This window comes from Nocardia sp. BSTN01 (assembly GCF_015354405.1).
Taxonomy (GTDB): domain Bacteria; phylum Actinomycetota; class Actinomycetes; order Mycobacteriales; family Mycobacteriaceae; genus Nocardia.
In genome coordinates this window covers 1-21730 of sequence record NZ_JADKYP010000065.1, presented here as the reverse complement: position 1 = coordinate 21730, position 21730 = coordinate 1, and the positions used below count along the sequence as shown (strand labels likewise).

The window sequence follows — 21730 nt, the reverse complement described above, 5'->3', positions numbered from 1 at the left end:
AGTCCGGCACCTTAACCCGGCGAGCTGAGTGCGGAAAACACCCCGAAGAAGTACGGGCGTCCGGCGAGGCGCGGTCCACGCTCGCGCCGCGGGGAGCCGCGCGGGGCGCCGGCGAACCCGGCAGGGCACACTGGACCGCGATGACCGCAACGCCCGAAATCGCCACATCCAGCGCCGACGTGCCGGCTGCCCCGGCGTCGCGCCCCGCTCCGGCGGTCCCCGGAACCCGGAAATTCGTTCCCGCGCTGGAGGGTCTGCGCGGACTGGCCGCACTCGGCGTGGTGCTGACCCACGTGGCCTTCCAGACCGGCGCCGCGGGAACGCCGGTGATCGGGCGGGTGTGGGAGCGGTTCGATATGGCCGTCGCCGTATTCTTCGGTCTCTCCGGCTTCCTGCTGTGGCGCCCGCACGCCGCCGCGGCCCGCGGCCTGGGCACCGCGCCGCGGGCCGGGCGCTATCTGCTGCACCGGGCCGCTCGGATCCTGCCCGCCTACTGGGTCGTGGTCTGCGTGGCGCTCACCCTGCTGCCGTCCGCGGCGCACTCGGCCGGGCTGCGCGTGTGGGGGGCGAATCTGGCGTTGGTGCAGGTCTTCGTCCCGCTGACCCTCACCGACGGGCTCACCCAGATGTGGAGTCTGTCGGTGGAGGTGGCCTTCTATCTGGTGCTGCCGCTGCTGGCCTGGGCGCTGGCCGGGTTGCGCGGTTCGGCGGCGCGGCAGCGGGTGTTCGCGGTGACCGCGATCGGACTGCTGTGCCTGGGCTGGAACTTCCTGCCGGTGCCCACTCCGGACGCCATCCACGCCGACAACTGGCTGCCCGGCTATCTGCCGTGGTTCGCGGCGGGCATGGTGCTGGCCGAACTGGCCGAAATCCTGGGCGCGCGTTCGCGGGACGGTGATTCGGCGCCGCGGTGGCAGCGGTGGCTCGGTGATCGCCGGCTGATGTGGTCGGTCGCCGCGGTCGCGTTCGCGCTGTCGGCCACCGATCTGGCCGGACCGGCCGGACTGGCTCGCGCCGCGGCGTGGCAGTACGCGATGAAAATGGGTCTAGGGGCCTTGATCGGTTTCGGCCTGCTCGCCCCGCTCGTCGTCGGTGTAGCGCGGCACCGCTTCTTGGAGAGCCGCCTGGCCCTGACCATCGGACGCTGGTCCTACGGCATCTTCATCTGGCATCTGGTGGTTCTGGCGATGATGTTCCCGATCTTCGGCTTCATCCCGTTCAACGGCGGGTTCCTGCATGTGCTGGCGTTGACGGTCGCCTTCACGATTCCGCTGGCCGCCGCGAGTTACGCGCTGGTCGAAGAACCGGTGCGGCAGTGGGTCAAACGCCGGTTCGGGTAGTGGAACCGGCCCGCCCCCACGGTTTCCGGGCGGGCAGTGCGGCGACGCCCACGGCGACCACGGCCACCAGCGCCGGGAACTGCGCCCACAGCGAGCCACCCATATAGACCTCTCCCGACCGCCACGGCCCCGTGGAGAGCGCGGCTTCGCCCAGGATCGTTCCGGCGCCGGCCAGCACGGCGAGGGCGAGCGGCGCCTGCGGCAGCATCCGCACCGCGACGACACCGATCGCGGCGCACACCGTCGCGATCGGGCCGGCGATGAGCAAGGCGGCGATCAACACACCGGCGGCGCTCAGCCACCAGCTGTTCCAGGTCCGGGGCGGTGGGTCGTAGGACACGGCCGAGGAGGCCGGTGCCAGGACGGCGGTCACGGGATTGTCGGTGTGATCGTCGGATGCGCTCGAAGCACCGTCCGGCCGGGGCGTCGTGCCGCCGCCGACTCCGTGCGCGAGGGCACCGTCCGCCGTCGTCGGTGCACCATCCGCCGGGGCGGGCGAGTCGGCCGCCGACAGGGCGGTGTCGCCGGGTGTTCCGCCTTCCGCCGGGAGCGGCGTGGTCTCGTCCTGCGGCAGTTCGTCCGTGCGGTGGTTTCGATTGTGCCCCAACCATTTACGCAGTCGCCCGGGCACCGGCAAAGCCAGCAGCGCCAGTGGGATCAGCAGGAGCAAGCCGCCGAAGATGGCCACGCGATACCAGCGGTCGATCGGGAATCCCACGGTCACCGGGCCGTGCGCGGCGGCGGGAATCACCCACCCCTGCTTCCACCCGTCGACCACGACGGGCCGCAACGTGTGGCCGTCCCCCGTGTGCGCGGTCCAGCCGACATTGGTACTGAGCGGCACCACCAGCAGGCGATCGCCGGTCGGCGCGTCGATGCCGGCCGGGCGTTCGGCGCCGCCGGCCGACTCCGGCGCGAGGCGGTCGGCGGCGGGCCCAGCCGCGCCGGTTGCTTCGTCACCGTCGTGTGCCGGCCGCGTCGCATCGCCACCGTCCGTAGCCGGTGCCGGGGGAGCGGCGGCGCCGTCGGGCGCGAAAGCCGTATTGTCCAACCGCAATTCGTCGACCGAGAACAGTTCGGTCGGAGCGACGGTGACGTCGACGGAACCGGCCGGGAGGTCGACCGTGGCACCGTCGTTCGCGGTGTCGCCGGGCGCGCATACGGTGGCGGAAACCGGCTTCCCCGTGCGCAATTCATCGGCCGTCGCGGTCACGCTCGTGTGCAGCACCCGCCCCGCGACCGCGAGGGTCGGGCCGTGGTCGCAGTCCACCGTCACCGGCCGGTCGCCGGGAGCGGGCGCCGGATAGTCCGGTCCGAGAACGGACACTTCCGCCAGGCCCGGCGGTTGCTCCTGGGTGAGGCCGAGTGCGGTGCGGTCCAGCACCGGCTTCCAGGTATCGATGCTGATCTCGATGTGGTCGGTGACGTACGGATGCAGCTCCAGCCGGACCGGAGTCGGCGGTGCCGACATCGGCGCCGGGGTGTCGGTCGACTTCGGCTGCGGGGCGGGTGCGTCCCGAGGCGGTGTGGCGGTCGGCGAGGTGCGGCCCGGTGATTCGGCCGTCGCCTCCGGATCGCGCCCCTTCGGTGCGGGCGGAATCTCGCGAACCTGCGGCCCGTCACCGAGATTCACCGCGATCGAGGTCGGCCGCGCGGGCAGTGCGCCCATCGGCGGGGTCACCTCGAGGCCGGTGATCAGTTCCGGGCGCGGCAGCGCAACGGTCAGCGTCGGTTTGGCGCCGGTGCGATTGCGCACGGTGTCCTCGGGGGCGATCCAGCTGGTGCGCGGATCGCCGTCGGTCGCCGCGAAGGCCGAACCGCGCAGATCGCCGACATCGGCCTTGCCCCGGGCGATGGGCCGCTCGGGATCGGTCAGCAGACTTTCCAGCGCCGGGCCCTGCCGGGTGCGCAGGGTCAGCCGCGGTGCGACCGTCACCGGGTCCGGGACATCGAGTGTGCGTTCGAAGGCGCCCGGTTCCTCGGCGGGCAGCGCGAGCCCCTTACTGCAGCGCACGCGATCCGGCGCGTCGAAACATCCGCTGCGACCGGGGAATTCCTGTCCCAGATTCCAGCCGCGCACCGGCGTTCCGGCCGGAACGGGCGGCAGCACCGTGCGGTGGCGAATGGCAACCGGCGTCGGCGCGTCACGATTCGAATAGTCGAACAGCTGTACCTCGCTGATACCGAATTGCCCACCGCCGGTGCCGTTCTCGGTGCGGGTCGCGGTGACGGTGAGCCAGTCGGTGCGCCCCGGAGGCAGCGAAACCGACACCGGCGCTCCGGGTTCCGATATCCGCGCGGCCACCGTGCCGTTGGCGGTGCGCACCTCGATCCACTTCACCGGATCGCCGATCGCGGCGGGACTGGTGGTCACCTGGAGTGCCCCGGCCCGGATCGGATGGTCGAGGCCGAGCCGGAGCCATTGTCCGACAGCGTGTTCGGCACTGGTGCTCAACCACGCGGTACTCGGGTCACCGTCGAAGGCGGCCGCGGTCGAACTTCCCGGGGCAGCGCCGCCGAGCTGAGTGGCATCGGCCGCGGAACTGGAGGCCGTGACGGTGGCGCCGGACCACTGCCCCTCCACCGGCTGAGCGCCGGGTACGGGGTAGTCCGGGACCAGGTTGTGGGTGCGTCGGGCGTCGGTGGGCGCGCGCAACGCCGAATTGTGGTTGTCCACCCGCCCGAAATCGGCCTCGCGATCCATCGGGGTATCGGTGATCGTGGTCGCCGAGGGAGTCAGTCCGGCGCGTGCGGCATCGGCGGCGAGCAGGGTGGGACCGTCCGCGCCGGAACCGGTGCGACGCAGGCGTTCCAGTACTTCCGGACCGCCCTGAACGACCGGCACGGAATGCAGCGGTACGGTCCGCGCCCCGGGGAAGCTGGCGGGAGCGCCGGGACCACTGCGGATGTCGGCCGGTTGCCCGCTGTCGCCGTCGCTCACCCGGTAGATCTCGATCGCGGGATACGTCGGGCGCAGATCACCATCGGCGACCAGTCCGTCGCCGTGGCCCACCTCGATCGGGTTGCCGAATTCGGCGACCTTGGTGATCCCGGGCGAACCCTCGATCGCCTCGTGCGCCAGCATCGGGCGGGTGGAGCGGGAGGTGTCGGGGTCGAGATCGTTGCGCAGCACGAGGATTCCGATGCCCTGATCGATCAGCGTCGGAGCGAGTCCCGTGGAGGGCCGGCCGTCGGCGATCAGCCGCTGCACCGAATCCATCGCCCGGATCGCCCCCGGCGGGGTGAGGGGCACGGCATCGCGGACCGCCCACGGCGTGTGGGCCAGGGCCTGCAGCGGTTCGTCACGGGTCAGACCCCAGATCTGGCTGCCGAACGGCGCTCCGGGCACCACCAGCGCCCGGGTGTCGGAGGCATTGTGCGCCAGCCAGTCCGCGGTCTGCTGCCAGTAGGCCGGCACCTTGTCGTAGGCGCCGCGCGGGGCGAGCTTCCCGGTCCATGCCAGCGAGGTCGACAGGGCCAGCGCCGCCAGTAGCAGCGCCGCCACCGCGACCATCCGGTTGCGTTCCGGATGTGCGAAGGCGCTGCGCCACACCGGCATCGGCACCGAGGCGGGCAGCGGCACCCGGCGCAGCAGATGAGCGAGCCCGATCACCAGCGGGATCCGGATCAGCGGTTCCAGCTTGTGCACATTGCGCAGCGGGGCGCCGCCGGAATCCAGGAAGATCCGCACCGATTCGGCGAACGGCCCGCCGAGCTGCCCGGCGTATCCGGCACAGATGCCGACCAGGCCGACGATCAGAACGAGGGTGAACCGTCCGCGTCCCGGCATGGAACGCAGCGCCAGCCCGGCCATTCCGGCCGCCGCGAGCGCGCCGGTCGCCAGCACCGCCGCGGGCTGGGTGACCAGCACCGCGCCCGCGATCCGCTCCGGTGAGACGTACGGCGTCCAGCTGTCGGTGCCACGCAACACCTCACCCAGCGACGCCCACTGGGTGGTCACGCCGGAGGATTCGATGTAGTCCAGGAACGGCGGACTCACCCTGCCGAGCACCAGCAGCGGCACCACCCACCAGAAGGTGCCCAGAATCAACAGCGGAAGCCATGCCCGGGTGAAGCGCCACCAGGTGCGATTCGGGCGATACGACGCCCACCACAGCGCCGCGGGCAGAAAGGCGGCCACCGTCGCGACCGCGTTGACCGAGCCCATCAGCGCCAGCGCGAGGGCGCTCGCCGCGGGCGAGGTCACACCCCGCATCGAGACCGATTCGGCGGTCGGCCGGTGCGGCAGCAGTCGCCGCCATCCGGACCGGACGGCATGGATCCGCGGCATCCCGACGACGCCCAGCGCGGCCGGTGCGAGCAGCACCCACGGGGCCAGCATCATCGGCAGGGTTTCCGAGGAGATGGATCCGAGCGTGGTCAGCACCCGCGGCGAGAGCGCGAACGCGACCGCCGCGACCACCCGGGAACCGCGGGTGCCGACGCCCAGCACCTCGCACAGCCGGACGATGCCCCAGAAGCCGGCGAGAATCAGCAGCGCCCACCACATCCGCTGGGTCACCCATGCCGGAAGGCCCAGCACATGGCCCAGCGAGAAGAACGCGCCGTGCGGGAAGAAATATCCGTACGCCTGGTTCTGCACCTGGCCCATCGGCGCCTGACTGCTCCACAGGTGGGCGGCGCGCTGCAGGAATCCGACCGGATTCTGGGCGAGATCGTATTTGGTGTCGGCGACGGTAAGGCCGGGTGCCTGCAGAAACGTCAGCAGGAAGGCGGCGAGAACGGTACCGGCGAACCAACGCCGGCCCAATGGTGCGGTGGCCGAGGAACGGGAGTCGGCGGAGGGGGCAGCGGCGGGCGCAGCGTCAGCGCGCGCCGTACTCAACGTTGTTCAGCAGCGACGACGACGCGTCGCCACTGCGATCCACCTCGGGCCGCGAATTCTGCGCTGTCGCCGTCACGACGACGAACACCGCGATCACGCCGAGCAGCGCTCCGGCGACGGCGCTCGCAACCCCCGGGACGGCAAACTTCATCGCGTACTCCCAACATCGACACAGGCGTCTTGCGAGCCAACCTACAACATGGGCGGGCCGCAGGCGGCACGCAGCACGGCAACCCGCCGGTCGGTGGGCCCTCATGCGCCCTCCGAGCAGCCCCGATCAGCTCGGCTGGTCCGGTACCGCGCAGGCCAGCCCGTTCAACAGAGTGCGCAGTTTGGCCGTCGTCTCGTCGAGTTCGGTGCGCGGGTCGGACGCCGCCACGATGCCGCCGCCACCGTAGGCCTGCACGGTGCGCCCGTCCGCGGACACGTCGGCGCAGCGGATCGAGACCACCCATTCACCGTCGCCGCGGGCATCGCACCAGCCGACCGCGCCGCCGTAGAACCCGCGCGGCTCCTCGTATTCGGTGATGGTTCGCAGGGCGAGGTCGGTGGGGGTCCCGCAGACCGCGGGCGTGGGATGCAGCAGCAGAGCCAGGTCGAGCGCGGTGGTGGCGGGGTCACGCAGCCGGCCGGTGATGGGTGTCGCCAGATGCCAGACCTCGGCGGTGTTGATCAGCTCGGGGCCCTCGGGGATCGTGAGTTCGGCGCAGACCGGGGTGAGTTGTTCCCGGATCCACTCGATGACGAAGGCGTGTTCGTCGCGATTCTTGGTACTGGACAACAATTCTCGCGACCGTTCGGCATCGACGGCGGGATCGGCGTGCCGGGGCAGTGTCCCGGCCAGCGGACGCAGCGTGACGGTGTCGCCGTGCCGGGCGACCAGCACTTCCGGTGTGGCGCCGACCAGATGGGCGCCGGTCCGGCCGGCGGGTGTCAGATCGACGGCGAAGACGTTGGCCTGGGGATGGCGAACCAGCAGGTGCGCGGCGATCACCTCGGGTTCGAGCGGCTGCCGCGCCTGCGCGATCAACGAGCGTGCGGCGACCACCTTGCGTAACGGCTGCGCCGGATCCGACAGTTGCTCCACCAGTTTCGTCACCCGGGCCACATGTTCTGCCGGGCTGGGGATTTCCGCGACGACCCGGACCTCGGGCAGCGGTGGCACCGCGGCCGGGCGCCACGGGCCCGCGCTGTGTTGCGCCTGTTCCGGTTCACACAGGGCGGCCGCATCGCCCGGATCGAACGGGATCGCGCCGACGATCAGTTCCGCCGCACCCGCACGCAGGGCCGCCGCCGCACGCCGCGCATCGTCGAATGCGCGCCGGAGGCCGGTCGTACGGACCACGCCCCCCGGTTGTGCGAGCAGAAAGCCGTCCATAGTTTCCCGACCATAGTCGTGTCCGGAACGGGCGGCGCCCGGGTAGCGACGCAGATCTCATGTGGGCAGACTCATGTGCAGGGGAGCGGCACCGTCACAGCTGACCGGCGAGATCGCTGACCGGAATCGGTTCCTTTCCCGGCGGCACCAGCAGAATCGGCCGGTGGCAGTGCTTCAGCACCGCCTCCGCCACACTCGAATGCAGCAGGGCGCGGATGCCGGTGGAGCCGCGCGTACCGGCGACGATGATGTCGACATTCAGCTCGTCGGCCACGTCGACGATCGCATTCCAGATGGTCGAGGTGCATTCGGCGGTGCGTGGCTCCGCATTCAATCCCGCCAATTTCGCCAGCCGGACGCCCTCGGCATTGATCTGTTTGGCGTCGACGTAGGCGATATCCTCGATCTCCTCGTCCGGAAGCCATTCCGGCTGCATCACCCCGGAAAGTCCGGACAGCCGCGCGGCCTGGCGCACCATCGGCTCCCACGCAGTGAGCACGACCGCCCTGGGCGCGGACAAAAAGCGGCCCGCATATTCCACGGCCCGCTTCGCATTCTCGGATCCGTCGTACGCGATGAGCATCAAGTCGCAAGTCATGACGACCTCCCGGACCTCCGTGCCGTGAGTGTGTGGGCGTCCCGCGACTACCCGCGGCCCCGAGACTACTCGCGCGATCAGCGTCGATGCGGGATGTCGATCGGTATTCGCCGATTCGATTCGAAACCGTTCCGTTCCGTCGCCGGATTTCGGTCCGGACCGAATGCGACCATTCGGTCCGGACCGATCGGACTGTGTGCTGAACCTCACTCGTGGCTGACAATTCGCGCGTGATTCACCGAATCACGTGTAACTGCTGTGATTTCCGGTATTCACTGGAACAACCGACGAACGGAGCCGGGGTACGGCGCCGGGAGATGGACAGTGAGTGAGGTGCATCGTGCGATTGAAAGAGATTGCTACGCCACAGGATTGGGCTGACACCTATCGTGAGCTGTTCGGATTACCCTATGTGCGCGTCACCTCGCCGGGATATGTGGTGTTACCGCTGGGCGACTCGGTCGCCGCGGTGAATACGCCGGAACCGCTCGGTGCGCTGGTCCTCGGTGAATTGACCGTGCGCGGCATTCCGGGGCCGGTGCTGGTGCGCGAACATCCACCGCGTCGAACGTTCATCGCGGTATTCGACGGTTATCCGGATGTGGATCGGACCCTGCGATTGGAACGCCACGGCGTCGATATCGGATCCCATCGCAGCAATGTCATTCTGCCCACCGGATTCGGGCGGCACACCCACGAGGGCCGGTGGTGGGCGCGCGCACCTCAGCGTGACGAATCGCTGCCGCTGCTGTCGGAGGTCGTGGCAGCGGTGGAGCGCATCGCCGCGTGAGCCGGGCGCGCCGTGAATCCCGGGCCCGCGTCAGGCGAATGCGACCAGACAGGCCGCCGCCGACGCCAGGACCAGGCACGGCATCGGATACGGCAGATGCGCGTACCAGCGTGCCCGCACGATGGTGATCACCGCACCGACGAAATACAGCACCAGGCCGACGGCCGCGGCCAGGCCGAGCGCCGGGAACACCAGCCCGGCCAGCAGCCCCAGTGCGCCCGCGGCCTTGATCGCCGCCAACGGCATCAACGCCCAGTCCGGTACCCCGTAGCTGCGCATATTGCCGCGCACCCACTCCGGGTTGACGATGTCGACGACGGTCGCCCCGAAGATCACCACGGCGGCGACGATCGTGACGGTCAGATATGCGGTGTGCATGACACCCTCCTGCTCGTTCGGCGCCCTGATCTGCGATCGTGAAGAGGTGGGTCCGAGCCCACGGCGCGGGCGAACAGGGCGAATCCTTCCCACATCCGGTTCGACGTGCGGGGGCCGAGAAAGGTGACCGGTGCGCGATCGGGACGAGCTGGCGCGGCGCTTCGAAGAACACCGCGAGCTGCTGCGCGCTCTCGCCTACCGCATGCTGGGCTCACTGAACGAGGCCGAGGACGCGGTGCAGGAAGCCTGGCTGCGCCTCGACCGGGCCACGGGTACGACCGGGACGCAGCATGGTGAGCGGGGCGCGGCGGGCAAGGGGGCGGCGGACGAAGATCCGGCGGAGGCGCTCGGGATCGGCAATCTCGCGGCGTGGCTCACCACCGTCGTCTCGCGAATCTGCTTGGACCAGTTGCGTTCCCGAGCCGCGCGGCGAGAGGAGCTCGTCGACCCCGCGGACGGATCCGGCGCGCTCGACTCCGCAGGTGCGGGCCCTCCCGTCGTCTTCACCGAACCGGAAGCCGAAGCGGTACTGGCGGATTCGGTCGGCCGCGCGCTGCTGGTGGTGTTGCGCACGCTGAGCCCGGACGAGCGTGTCGCCTTCGTACTGCACGACATGTTCGCCGTCCCGTTCGACGAGATCGCCCCGATCGTGGGCCGGACCGCGGCGACGACGAAGAAGCTGGCCAGTCGCGCCCGCCACCGCGTGCGCGGCGACACCGTGACGCCCACGGCCGAACTCGCCCGCCATCGCGAGGTGGTCACCGCATTCCTGTCGGCGGCACGGGCCGGCGACCTCGGCGCCCTGCTCGCGGTTCTCGCGCCCGATGTCGTACGCACCGCGGACCCCGCGATGCTGCCGCCCGGCATCGCGTCCGTCGTGCGCGGTGCGGCGGCGGTGGCCGAGGAAACGGTGCTGCTGCGCAGTCGTTCTCGCGTGGCGGGCCTCGCCCTGGTCGACGGTCGGCTGGGCCTGGTGGTGGCACCCCACGGGACACTGGCGGCGGTCCTTCTGCTCACCGTGCGGGAGGATCGGGTGGCCGCCTACGACGTCGTCGCCGACCCGGCCCGATTGGACACCCTGACGATCGCGGTCCCGCCGCCCGCGCGATAACTGTCGGTGCGGACACGGATTCGACCGGTTCGCCGCGGCGCCGGTGGCGCAGTCGGCCGCCGCTGTGTCGGATGAGGCGACCGCCGCGGAGGTCGCGCAGCCGGTGGCGGCCGTCGCCGCGCAGGACATCGCCACCAATCCCAATGCGGCCAATCATGATCCGCTCGCCAATGGCGCGGCCGCGGGTGCCGCTGTCGGTGCCGTATTCGGGGCCGTCGTCTGCGCGGCCACCATTGTGGGAATTCCGCTCATTCCGCTGTGCGCTCTCGGGCCCGCATTCCAGGGCGCCCTCGTCGGTTTGCTGGTGGGCGTCCTCGCACCGGATGCCGTGCCGCAGATTCTGCCCTGATCTCGAGCTTCCGGACGTTCTCCGGAAATACGACGACGCCGGCCCGTTCGATACGGGCCGGCGTCGTTTCGTCATACGCGCCGAGCGGCGTCGCGGATCAGCGCTCCAGGATGGCGACCACACCCTGGCCGCCGGCGGCGCAGATGGAGATCAGCGCGCGTCCGGAACCCTTCTCCGCCAACTGCTTCGCGGTCTGGGCGATGATGCGTCCACCGGTCGCGGCGAACGGGTGCCCGGCCGCCAGCGAGGAGCCGTTGACATTGAGTTTGGTGCGGTCGATCGCTCCGAGGGCGCCGTCCAGGCCCAGCCGCTCCTTGCAGTACTGGTCGGATTCCCACGCCTGCAGGGTGGCCAGCACGACCGAGGCGAACGCCTCGTGGATCTCGTAGTAGTCGAAATCCTGCAGGGTGAGGCCGTTGCGGGCGAGCAGGCGCGGCACCGCGTAGGTCGGCGCCATCAGCAGACCGTCCGGACCCCAGACGTAGTCGACCGCCGCCACTTCGCTGTCGACCAGGTAGGCCAGCGGCTTCAGGTTGCGCTCGGCGGCCCACTCCTCGCTGCCCAGCAGTACCGCGGAGGCGCCGTCGGTGAGCGGGGTGGAGTTGCCGGCGGTCATGGTGGCGTCGCCGAGTTTGTTGCCGAAGACCGGCTTCAGGGTGGCCAGTTTCTCCAGCGAGGAGTTCGGGCGCAGGTTGTCGTCACGGGTCAGGCCCAGGAACGGGGTGACCAGGTCGTCGAAGAAGCCGCGGTCGTAGGCGGCGGCCATGTTCTTGTGCGAGAGGTAGGCCAGTTCGTCCTGCGCCTCGCGGGCGATCCCGAACTCCTTGGCGGTGATCGCGGCGTGATCACCCATCGACAGGCCGGTGCGCGGCTCGGCGTTGCGCGGGATCTCGATGCCCACCATGCTCGGGCGCAGCCGGCCGACGAGCTTGACGTAATCCTTGTTGTTGCGGGCCCGGTTGGCGTCGAGCATCCATTCGCGCATGGATTCGCTCACACCGATCGGCGCGTCGGAGGTGGTGTCGGTGCCGCCGCCGATACCGGCCTCGATCCGGCCCAGCGCGATGGCGTCGCCGACGGTGACGATCGACTGCAGGCCGGTGCCGCAGGCCAGTTGCAGATCGTGCGCGGGGGTGTAGGGCGACAGTTCGCTGCCCAGCACGCTCTCCCGGACCATGCCGTGCTCGCCGACCCGCTTGAGCACCGCGCCGCCGACGACCATGCCGAGCCGCTCGCCCTGCAGCCCGAATCGGCTGACCAGGCCGTTCAGCGCGGAGGTGAACATGTCCTGGTTCGAGGCGTGGGCGTACCGGCCGTCGGAGCGAGCGAACGGGATGCGGTTACCGCCGAGGACGGCGACAGGCTTGGCCTGCTTGGCCTTGTCGGCCCGGCTGCTCGATGGTGCGGTCTTCGCCGAACGGGCTTTGGTAGTCACTCGAGTCTCCTTGGTGGACGGTCTGGCCGGCGGAGCTTGCGGAGCCGGCGGGTGGGTAGGCGCTGTCTCGTCAGGTTTTCTCAGTCCGGAGCCGGGAATGCCGCATGGTGGGGATGAAGTCGGTACCAGGGCCGACCGCACTGCCGGCGATTCCGTCGGTTTACATTAAACTTACTCTGGAGTAAGTTAATTGTCGACACCGTACCCCGGAGATGTGGGCTACAACGCGCGGGGTAATGGGGAGATACGGAAACGGCAGACGTCCAGATCGTCCACATTCGACACAAGGAGAAGGTAGGAACAGTGGCAGCCAGCAAGAGCAAGGGCGCTCCCAACCTTTACGGTTCGTTCGTCAATTCCGCCCCCGGCGCCTTCCTGGCCGGCAAATTGGGCCTGCCGCAGCCGGAGAAGCTGCGCCGCTACGCCCCGGGCGAGCCGGCGTTGCCCGGCCCGGTCCTGCTCGGCGGTAAGGGCCGCGTCGCCGACGCCGCGCGCACCCTGCTGTCGGACTACACCTTCGTCGACGCCCCCACCCAGGGCGTGAAGGTCGGCGCACTGGTCTTCGACGCCACCGGCATCGGCACCGTCGAGGAACTGTCGCAGCTGTTCGAGTTCTTCCAGCCGGCCATGCGCTCGATCGCCCCCTCCGGCCGCGTGCTGGTGGTCGGCACCACGCCGGAACTCGCGGGCGGTGTCGACGCGCAGATCGCGCAGCGCGCGCTGGAGGGCTTCTCCCGCAGCGTGGGTAAGGAACTTCTGCGCGGCGCCACCGCCAACCTGGTCTACCTGCACCCGGAGGCCGCCGCGGCCGCCACCGGTCTGGAGTCGACCCTGCGCTTCATCCTCTCGGCCAAGTCGGCGTTCGTCGACGGCCAGGTCTTCCGGGTCGGCAAGGACGACAACGCCGCCGCCGGCATCGACTGGACCAAGCCGCTCGACGGCAAGGTCGCCGTGGTCACCGGCGCCGCCCGCGGTATCGGCGCGACCATCGCCGAGGTGTTCGCCCGCGACGGCGCCACCGTGATCGTCGCCGACATCCCGGCCGCCGGCGAGGCGCTGTCGCAGACCGCCAACAAGGTCAGCGGCACCGCGCTCGCGGTCGACGTCACGGCCGCCGATGCCGCGGACAAGATCGCCGAATTCGCCACCGAGCGCTTCGGCGGCGTCGACATCATCGTCCACAACGCCGGCATCACCCGCGACAAGCTGCTCGCGAACATGGACGCCGCCCGCTGGGATGCCGTGCTCAACGTCAATCTGGCCGCGCCGCACCGCATTACCGAGGGCCTGGTGGCCAAGGGTGCGCTGAAGGAGGGCGGCCGGGTGATCGACGTGTCCTCGATCGCCGGTATCGCCGGCAACCGCGGCCAGACCAACTACGGCGCCTCCAAGGCCGGTGTCATCGGCATGGTGAACGCCGAGGCGCCCAAGCTGGCCGAGAAGGGCATCACCATCAACGCCGTCGCCCCCGGTTTCATCGAGACCGCGATGACCGCCGCCATTCCGGTCGGCACCCGTGAGGCGGGCCGGCTGCTCAGCTCGCTGCTGCAGGGCGGGCAGACCGTGGACGTCGCCGAGACCATCGCCTACTTCGCCAGCCCGGCCTCGAATGCGGTGAACGGCAACATCGTTCGCGTCTGCGGCCAGGCCATGATCGGAGCCTGACGTGGCAACCCAGACCATCTCGCTGAACGAGCCGCCCAAGACCGGCAGCCTGTATCTCAAGGCCGCCCTGGGTGCCGTTCCGCTGCCGCTGGTGTCGGCGCGCAAATCCGAGATTCCGGACCGTGCGGTGGAATGGAACGGCGTCCGCGTCGATCCCGACCACCTCGCCGCCTACTGCCACGCGACCGGGCTGCGCTTCGGCGACTCCCTGCCGCTGACCTATCCGTTCGTGCTCACCTTCCCCGTGGTGATGCAGCTGGTGGTGGCCCGGGACTTCCCGTTCGTCGCGGTCGGCGCGGTGCACGCGGAGAATCTGATCGAGCGCACCCGCGAGATCTCGGTCAGCGAACCGCTCGACATCCGTGCCCACGTGGAGAACCTGCGCGAGCATCCGAAGGGTCTGCTGGTCGACGCGATCAGCGAGATCAGCGTGGGGCGTGAACTGGTGTGGCGGCAGGTCACCACCTTCCTGCACCAGCAGCGCACCTCGCTGTCCGGTGGCCCGAAGGCGGCGCCGAAGCCGGACGAGGTGCCCCCGCCGCCGCTGCGCACGCTGAAGGTCGACCAGGCGATGATCCATCGCTACGCGGCCGCCTCCGGTGACCGCAACCCGATCCACATGTCGGCGCTCGGGGCGAAGGCCTTCGGCTTCCCGCGGTCGATCGCTCACGGCATGTGGTCGGCCGCCGCGATCCTCGGTGTCATCGAGGGCCGGGTGCCCGCGAAGACGGCCTACGCGGTGAAATTCGGCAAGCCGATCCTGCTGCCGTCCACGGTCAACGTCTACGCCGACCAGACCGCAGAGGGCTGGGATCTGTCGCTGAAACATCCGAAGAAGGGCTACCCTCATCTGACCGCGACGCTGCACTGAGCAGCGAACGGCACACGAACAGCCGCCCACCTTCTCGGCGGCCGCATATCGGATCGCATGGGGGATTCGATATGTGGCGAAGGCGAAAAGGTGGGCGGCTGTCGTCGGTCCGGGCCGGCGATCGGCGGCCCGATCAGCAACTGCAGTCGCAGCCGCAGCAATCGCAGTCACAGTCGCCGCAACCGTTGCAGCAACTGCAGCAATCGCCACAGCCCTCGCAGTCACCGCAGTCGCAACAATCGCAATCGCAGTCGCACCGCTGCAGCCAGGCATCCCGGTGTTCCCCGCTGCACGGCCGCCGGTGCCCGGCACAGCAGGCGTATCCGGTGCAGTACGCCCCGCAGATGATCCCGATTCCCTGCCAGAAGGTGGGTCGTCGCGGAGGCTCGTGCGGTGGCTCGTCCGAGGGGGGATACGGATCGCTCGGCGGGCGATCACCGAACGGCGGCGGGATGTCGTAGGGCTGCACCGGGCTCGCGGGATACGGATCCTGACCGGGGTAGGGTGACGGATCCACCTGCGGCCCAGCGGGATTCGGCTGATACGGCGGTGGCGCCGGATAGGGCGCGGGCTGGTAGGGATTCGGCTGATAGGGCTGCTGCGCCGTAACCGCCTCGCCGGTGCGGAAGCGGACTTCGCCGATGCCGGCCGGCGCCGCCGCGGCTGCCGACGGGCGAATGTGCCCGGCTGCCACGGGGTAGCCCAGCAGCTGTACTGCCGCGTCGGCATCGGCGCCGTCGGAAAGTGTTCGGCCGCCGCGCTTTCCGCAGCCGCAGGCAGATGTCGCGTCGCCGCACGCTACGGCCGCGGCTCGGCCCAGCTTCCGGACGACGCCGCGCAACGGATCGAGCAACAGCCAGCGGATGGCGGGAACGTGCGCGAGTTTCGCCCGGTGCAGGGCACGGCGGATTTCGGCATCGGATTCACGCAGCAGGCTGTGCGCCTCTTCGGCGCTCACTCCGGTGGCGAGCAGCGGATTGAAGCGATTCCGGCGGCGATCGTCGTCGAGATCTTCGATGGCGTCGGCCAGGTGAGCGATGCGCCCGAAGTGCCGACCGACCTCTCGCAGGGCCCGCGTATTCTCCGGGCGGCCCGCCAGTACCGCACTATGGGCGAACAACTCCGCGGCACACGTCTGCGTCGGCTCGGTGAGAGTAGCGAGGAGCTCTACCGGCGTGAAAGTTACTGTCGGCGAGCATAATTCGGTGTTATCCGACGGGATGCCGGACGTCGCACCCTGGACGACACGGGTGCGGTACGCGGTGCGAGCGCGTGGTTGCCCCGCCGGCGCGTCGTGTCTGTGCCCATCGGACACAGTGTGCGACTGCACTGCCCGCTCGAGTTCCGCTTGGCGGCCGATCGCGGCGATGAGCGGTTCGATATCCAGCCCGATGTCGGCGGCGTTCGCGCGGGCGGAGGCGAACCAGCGATCGGCCACCTTCCGCATGGGCCGCCGGGCGAGCGGACCCGCGTCGCCGTCGTCGGCATGGTCGCGAATCTTGGCCGCTCCCAGCAACAGTGACGCGGTCGTCGCCAGCCGCACCCCGGGGGATCCGGCCGCGGCGACCGAGGCACGTTGCATACCGCGCAGCGCACACGGCCCGGCCGCGGTCCGCGCGGCGGCACCGGTCTGTGCTTCGGTGAGCACATTCAGCACGATCGCGTCGGTATTGGTCGCGGTGCGGGCCAGCTGCCCGTGCCCGTCGCGCAGGCCCAGGCACAGTCCGCACATATGCGTGCGCCAATCTGCCGCATCCAGGCCGTATTTCGCCGCGCTGTGCGCGCACGGCGTGAGAAGTCCGAACAATTCCGCCCCGTAGAACCCCGGCCGCATCGGCAATCCGGCCATCTGTGCAATCCGCACTCTGGCAGGTGCCGACGGCGCCGCGCAAGTCGGACGGCGCGTTTCGCCGGTGTCTACTCGGCTTTCTTCTTACCGGCCAGACCGCGCCAGGCCAGATTGTCCAGCAGGTCGACAGCGCTGGCGACATCGACCTCACCGCTGGCGATCCGGTCGGCGATCGCCTCGCCCGCACCGATCACCGCCACCGCGACGATGTCGAAATCCATTCCGGGCTCGGCATATTTGGCGCTCGACTCGAGCAGTTTCGCGGTCAGTTCGATGATGCGCTCGCGACTGTTCGCGATCTCGGAGGCGAACGGTTGCTGCCCCAGGGCCTGCCGGTACAGCACCGACCACGACAGCCGGTTGTTGTCGACATAGGACAGGAACGCCTCGAGGCCGGCGCGCAACTGCTCGTGCGGGGTCAGCTTGGGATTGCCGGCCACCGCGACGGCCTCGATGAAGCGCGCGCTCTCGCGCTGAATGCACGCCCGGAACAGTTCGTCCTTGGAGCCGTAGTACAAATACAGCATCGGTTTGGAGATCTTGGCCTCGGCCGCGATGGCATCCATCGACGTGTCGTGGTATCCCTTTCGGGAGAAGACCTCGACGGCGGCGTCCAGCATCTGCTGCTCACGAACCGCCCTGGGAAGCCGCTTCGTTCCGCCTGCCATCCACCACTCCTAGCCCATATCGAAACCCCTATCTTACTCCAAGGTAAGTTTCGGAGAACAACGAATTGCCACCGATTCGCTGAAGCCGGGCTCAGCAGGGGAGCTGGATGCCTTTGTACTTGGCCACCCGCAGGACCGAGTCGTCGACCTGCTTCATGGTCAGTTTCCCGTCGCGAACTTCCTGCTCGAGCCGGTCCAGCACCGAACTGACGGCGTCGGTACTGATCCACAGCGCGTCGTCGGCGCCGGCCTCCAGGGCGGCGGCGACCGCGTCCTCGATGCCCATCCGGGCCGTGATCGCCGCCATGCCGCTCAGGTCGTCGGTGAAGATCGGTCCGTCGTAGGGCTGGGCGTTGTAGCCGGTGCCCTGGCGCAGCAGTGCCATCGCCTCCGGGCTGATGCTCGCGGGAACGTTGGGCGAGGTCAGACCGGGAACGTCGAGATGACCGACCATCACCGCGGCGCCGGAATCGATCAGATTCCGGAACGGCACCAGATCCACCTGCTGCATCTGATCCAGCGGGGGCGTGCGCACCGCACCGGTGTGGGAATCGCCCGATCCGTGTCCGTGGCCGGGGAAGTGCTTCATCACCGCACCGACACCGGCATCGTGCATGGCCCGGATGTAGGCGCCGGCGTATTCGGTGACGACCTGCGGATCCTGGGAGTAGGAGCGGTCGCCGATCACCGCGTCGTCGGGCTCGTCGCTGACGTCCACGTCGGGCGCGAAGTCGACGGTGATGCCCAGCTTCTTCATGGCCTGACCGCGGGTCAGGCTCTGCTGGTAGTACTCCTCGGTCGTCATGGTCTGCGCGGCGACCCGGGCCGAGGGCGCCTGCCCGATCAGGTTCTGTAACCGCGAGACCCGGCCGCCTTCTTCGTCGATCGTCACCATCAGCGGTGTGCGCGCGGCGGCCGTCACCTGGTCGAGGCCCTGGTCGGACAGCATGGACTGGTCGGTCCAGCTGCCGACGAAGATGCCGCCGACCTGTTCCCCGCGCACCACCTGTGCGGCGTCGGCGGCGTTCTTGACGCCCACGGTGAGCAACTGCGCCAGCTTCTGCCGGGTGGTGAACTGCGCGAGATAGCCTGCGGCGCAGTCCTGCTGATTACCGGTCGTGGTGGTCGCGACGGTGCCTCCGGTCGCGCCCGTGGTGCCCGGTGCGGCGCTGGGGCTGGTCGTGGCGGTGGAGCTGGAGCCACCACCGGAGCAGCCCGCGAGGGTGACTGCGGCTACTGCGAGAACGATCCCGGCAACGGTGCGCATGGACCGACCGTAGCCGTTCGGGGCGCCGGAACCTATCCGTGGTCGGCCTCTACTTGCCGGGCAGCTCGTTGTGCCCGCCGAACGCCTTGCGCATGGCCGAGAGCACCTTGTCCGCGTAGAGCGCCTCACCGCGCGAGGAGAACCGCTCGTACAGCGCGGTCGAGAGCACCGGCGCGGGCACGCCCTCGTCGATCGCGGCGTGGATGGTCCAGCGGCCCTCACCCGAATCCGACACCCGCCCACCGAAGCTGGTCAGGTCGGGGTCGGCGTGCAGTGCGGCCGCGGTCAGGTCCAGCAGCCAGGACGCGACCACCGAACCGCGCCGCCACACCTCGGTGACCTCGGGCACGTTGATGTCGAACTGGTAGTACTCGGGGTTTTCCAGCGGGGACACCTCGGCCGAATGCGCGTCGTCGCGTTCCTTGCCGATATTGGCCTTGTGCAGGATGTTCAGCCCCTCGGCGTAGGCCGCCATCGCGCCGTATTCGATGCCGTTGTGCACCATCTTCACGAAATGCCCGGCACCTGCCGGGCCGCAGTGCAGGTAGCCCTGCTCGGCGGGGGAGGGCTCACCGGTGCGACCGGGGGTTCGTTCGGCGGCGTCGACACCCGGGGCGATCGACCGGAACAGCGGCTCCAGGTGGGCGACCTGCTCGGCCTCGCCGCCGATCATCAGGCAGTAGCCGCGGTCCAGACCCCACACGCCGCCGGAGGTGCCGATATCGAGGTAGTGGATCCCCTTGGGCGCCAGCGCCGCCGCCCGCTGGATGTCCTCGTGGTAGCGGCTGTTGCCGCCGTCGATGATGATGTCGCCCGGCTCCAGCAGGTCGGCGACCTGGTCGATGACCGCGCCGGTCGCGCCGGCCGGAATCATCACCCAGACCACGCGCGGCTTCTCGAGCAGAGCGATGAAGGCCGGGTAGTCGGTCGCACCCTGGAAGCTGTCGCCCAGTTCGTCGGTGAATTCCTTGATCTGGTCCTCGTGCCGGGAGTAGCCGACCGCGGTGTGCCCGTCCTTGACGATGCGCCGCACGATATTGGCACCCATTCGGCCGAGCCCGATCATTCCCAGCTGCATACTCTTCTCCTCGAGTCGTCCGAGCTTCGGCGGGTCCGAGCTCGGCTTGCTGCTGCCCCGCGGCGTGAGATCAGCGCCCCGCACCGCACTCGCCCTCGATTGTCCTCGGTGCCACGATCGAGAATTTCTCCGGTGTCGAGACGAATCGTGTAACGCCCGGAGCCCGGCCCCGATAATCAGATCGGCTCCGTGCAGTTGCCAGACCCCCGACCCGGCAACCGCACGGAGCCGTCTACGTATCCTCCGGGCTTGCGCCCGTCGACTCCGGCTCCCGCCGCCTACAGCGGCGTGCGCATGAGTACGACGTTGTACTGGTTGTGCATGGTCAGCAGGAAGTACAGGTCGCTGCCGGTCTGATACGGATAGATCATCGGCGCGTACATGGTCGGCAGATCGCGTACATCGATCAGCACGCGCGGCGCGCTCCACGGGCCCTCCGGGTTCGGCGCGGTCCGCATGACCACCGAATCGAAGGGATCGGTGGTCAGCATCACGTACTGGCCCAGATGCGCGTTCCACTGCACCGACAGCTCGCCCACGCCGCCGACGATCGGCTTGGCGGCATTGGCGTCCTTCGGCTTCCACGCGCCGCCGTCCCAGTACTCGTAGGCGTCGATATTGGCGATATCGGCGTCCTTGACCCGGGAGATGAATCCGGGCTGGTTGCGGCCCGCCGGGGTCCCGTACTTGTAGACGTAGCCGCCGGCCTTCAGGAAGGCGTTCTGCTGGAAGCTCTGGAAGCCGTTCTCGTTGCCGCGGCGGGTGGTCGGCAGCTGCGCCCAGGTCTGGCCGTCGTCACCGGAGACGGCCATCGTGGAGAAGTTGGTGTCCCAGTGGCCGTCGGGACCCCATTCGCGCACCGACATCATCGACATGTACTGCACGCCGTTGACCGAGATGCCCGCGGTCGGAATGAAACTGATCTCGATACCCGGAATCTTCGGGCTGGGCAGCGGATTGTCCACGAAGCTCGTGTAATTCACACCACCCGACGGGTCCGCGCCGGCCGGGCTGCGGAACAGCACGTTCGAGCGCCACGCCCAGATGCTGCCGGCCAGGACGTTCGGCACGCCGAGTCCGGCGGTGTCGCCGTAGGCGGTGATCATCTGTCCGCGCCCGTCGTCCCACATGATGCCGAGGTCGGTGCCGAGCACGTTCTGGTTCTGGGTCCGGTTCGGCGAGGCCATCCCGGTGGCCTGGTAGACCGCCTGCGTCGGGCCCGGGAGCGGCGGCAATCCGTTGATGCCGTTCAGCCCCGGAATCGGATTGATGTTGTTCGGGTCGGCTCCGGCCGGCGATGCCGTCAGGCCCAGCAGCGCGACCGCCGCGCAAGCTCCAGCCAGTGCGGACAGTCGTCTCATACTCCGAATTCCTTCCATGAGTCGCGCCGTGGGTATTGTGCCTGCCCTCGGCCGACGGCGTGCGATATGCCGACGAAACCCTCGTCACATCGGCATGGCACGGCGCTGTCTCGGCACTCCAGTGCCGTCATTATTACCCCGCCTCGATTCCGGTGCAGGACCGGCGGTCCCGGCGTGCCGGGACGACAGCGGCCCCGCCTCCCGAATGCGAGAGGCGGGGCCGCTGTGTTTCACGTGGTGGTCGAGAAGGCGATCAGAAGGCCGCTTCGTCGAGCTCCATCACGTCGTTGTCCAGGTTGGACAGCACCGTGCGGGTTGCGGTCAGCTCCGGCAGGACGTTGCGGGCGAAGAACTGCGCGACCGCGACCTTGCCGGTGTAGAAGGCCTCGTCGGAGCCGGTGGCGCCGTTGTCGAGCGCCTTGATGGCGATCTCGGCCTGACGCAGCAACTGCCAGCCGATCAGCAGGTCACCGACCGCCATCAGGAAGCGGACCGAACCCAGGCCGACCTTGTACAGCTCCTTGGCGTCCTCCTGCGCACCCATCAGGTGACCGGTCAGGGTGGCGGCCATGGCCTGCACATCCTCGAGCGCGGTGGCCAGCAGCTTGCGCTCGCCCTTCAGGCGGCCGTTGCCGGCCTCCGAATCGATGAACTTCTGCACCTGGCCGGCCACATGGGCCAGCGCCACGCCACGGTCGCGGGCGATCTTGCGGAAGAAGAAGTCCTGCGCCTGGATCGCGGTGGTG

General features: G+C 69.4%; 18 protein-coding genes. 6 read left to right on the top strand and 12 right to left on the bottom strand.

The genetic code is table 11. From position 1 onward, the window contains the following. Positions 1-140: 140 nt before the first annotated feature. Positions 141-1340: an acyltransferase gene (locus tag IRT45_RS31530; protein ID WP_194809449.1), complete on the top strand. Its 1200-nt coding sequence runs from the start codon at positions 141-143 to the stop codon at positions 1338-1340. Here the strand turns inward: IRT45_RS31530 and IRT45_RS31525 are convergent. The 4 genes from IRT45_RS31525 to IRT45_RS31510 form a co-directional block, all read right to left on the bottom strand. Beyond that, positions 1321-6186 (bottom strand): alpha-(1->3)-arabinofuranosyltransferase family protein, encoded by a 4866-nt coding sequence (locus tag IRT45_RS31525; RefSeq protein ID WP_375540176.1) that lies wholly within the window; start codon positions 6184-6186, stop codon positions 1321-1323. The genes IRT45_RS31530 and IRT45_RS31525 overlap by 20 nt on opposite strands. Then, positions 6167-6337 (bottom strand): DUF2613 domain-containing protein, encoded by a 171-nt coding sequence (locus tag IRT45_RS31520; RefSeq protein WP_083871340.1) that lies wholly within the window; start codon positions 6335-6337, stop codon positions 6167-6169. Before IRT45_RS31520 ends, IRT45_RS31525 begins: the two co-directional genes overlap by 20 nt. Positions 6338-6463: 126 nt before the next feature. Continuing rightward, on the bottom strand, positions 6464-7564 hold the full coding sequence (locus tag IRT45_RS31515) for an isochorismate synthase MenF (protein ID WP_194809448.1): 1101 nt from the start codon (positions 7562-7564) through the stop codon (positions 6464-6466). Between the two features lie 94 nt (positions 7565-7658). After that, positions 7659-8162, bottom strand: a complete 504-nt coding sequence (locus IRT45_RS31510; protein WP_039781540.1) for a universal stress protein — start codon at positions 8160-8162, stop codon at positions 7659-7661. Between the two features lie 340 nt (positions 8163-8502). Between IRT45_RS31510 and IRT45_RS31505 the strand changes: the two genes are divergently transcribed. Next, positions 8503-8952 carry a hypothetical protein gene (locus IRT45_RS31505; protein ID WP_146100745.1) on the top strand — a complete coding sequence of 150 codons (450 nt, stop codon included), beginning with the start codon at positions 8503-8505 and terminating at the stop codon, positions 8950-8952. A gap of 30 nt (positions 8953-8982) precedes the next feature. Here IRT45_RS31505 and IRT45_RS31500 read toward each other — a convergent pair whose 3' ends face one another. After that, positions 8983-9330, bottom strand: a complete 348-nt coding sequence (locus IRT45_RS31500; RefSeq protein ID WP_194809447.1) for a DoxX family protein — start codon at positions 9328-9330, stop codon at positions 8983-8985. 130 nt (positions 9331-9460) lie between these two features. Between IRT45_RS31500 and IRT45_RS31495 the strand changes: the two genes are divergently transcribed. After that, on the top strand, positions 9461-10441 hold the full coding sequence (locus IRT45_RS31495; protein WP_194809446.1) for a sigma-70 family RNA polymerase sigma factor: 981 nt from the start codon (positions 9461-9463) through the stop codon (positions 10439-10441). Between the two features lie 64 nt (positions 10442-10505). Next, a complete protein-coding gene (locus IRT45_RS31490; protein WP_194809445.1) occupies positions 10506-10790 on the top strand; it encodes a hypothetical protein in 285 nt (94 codons plus the stop codon). Between the two features lie 97 nt (positions 10791-10887). On the opposite strand, the gene IRT45_RS31485 is transcribed toward IRT45_RS31490, so the two are convergent. Next, positions 10888-12225: an acetyl-CoA C-acetyltransferase gene (locus tag IRT45_RS31485; RefSeq protein WP_039781524.1), complete on the bottom strand. Its 1338-nt coding sequence runs from the start codon at positions 12223-12225 to the stop codon at positions 10888-10890. 303 nt (positions 12226-12528) lie between these two features. On the opposite strand from IRT45_RS31485, the gene IRT45_RS31480 reads away from it, so the two are divergent. Both IRT45_RS31480 and IRT45_RS31475 read left to right on the top strand, forming a co-directional pair. After that, complete coding sequence (locus IRT45_RS31480) at positions 12529-13890, top strand: 3-oxoacyl-ACP reductase (RefSeq protein WP_194809444.1); 1362 nt, start codon at positions 12529-12531, stop codon at positions 13888-13890. A 1-nt stretch (position 13891) separates the two neighbouring features. Further along, the gene (locus IRT45_RS31475) at positions 13892-14761 is read left to right on the top strand and encodes a MaoC family dehydratase (RefSeq protein WP_106957188.1); all 870 of its coding nucleotides are present in this window, start codon (positions 13892-13894) and stop codon (positions 14759-14761) included. Positions 14762-14894: 133 nt separating this feature from the next. On the opposite strand, the gene IRT45_RS31470 is transcribed toward IRT45_RS31475, so the two are convergent. The 6 genes from IRT45_RS31470 to IRT45_RS31445 form a co-directional block, all read right to left on the bottom strand. After that, the gene (locus IRT45_RS31470; RefSeq protein WP_194809443.1) at positions 14895-16610 is read right to left on the bottom strand and encodes a DUF5685 family protein; all 1716 of its coding nucleotides are present in this window, start codon (positions 16608-16610) and stop codon (positions 14895-14897) included. A 68-nt stretch (positions 16611-16678) separates the two neighbouring features. Then, on the bottom strand, positions 16679-17278 hold the full coding sequence (locus IRT45_RS31465) for a TetR/AcrR family transcriptional regulator (RefSeq protein WP_194809442.1): 600 nt from the start codon (positions 17276-17278) through the stop codon (positions 16679-16681). 91 nt (positions 17279-17369) lie between these two features. After that, entirely contained in the window at positions 17370-18545 is a 1176-nt protein-coding gene (locus IRT45_RS31460) for a glycoside hydrolase family 3 N-terminal domain-containing protein (RefSeq protein WP_194809441.1), read from the bottom strand. Positions 18546-18594: 49 nt separating this feature from the next. Next, positions 18595-19623 carry a phosphogluconate dehydrogenase (NAD(+)-dependent, decarboxylating) gene (gene gnd, locus IRT45_RS31455; protein WP_194809440.1) on the bottom strand — a complete coding sequence of 343 codons (1029 nt, stop codon included), beginning with the start codon at positions 19621-19623 and terminating at the stop codon, positions 18595-18597. 278 nt (positions 19624-19901) lie between these two features. Beyond that, complete coding sequence (locus IRT45_RS31450; protein ID WP_194809439.1) at positions 19902-20984, bottom strand: DUF4185 domain-containing protein; 1083 nt, start codon at positions 20982-20984, stop codon at positions 19902-19904. A gap of 253 nt (positions 20985-21237) precedes the next feature. Then, a partial coding sequence (locus IRT45_RS31445; protein ID WP_194809438.1) for an acyl-CoA dehydrogenase C-terminal domain-containing protein occupies positions 21238-21730 on the bottom strand: 493 nt, incomplete at its 5' end.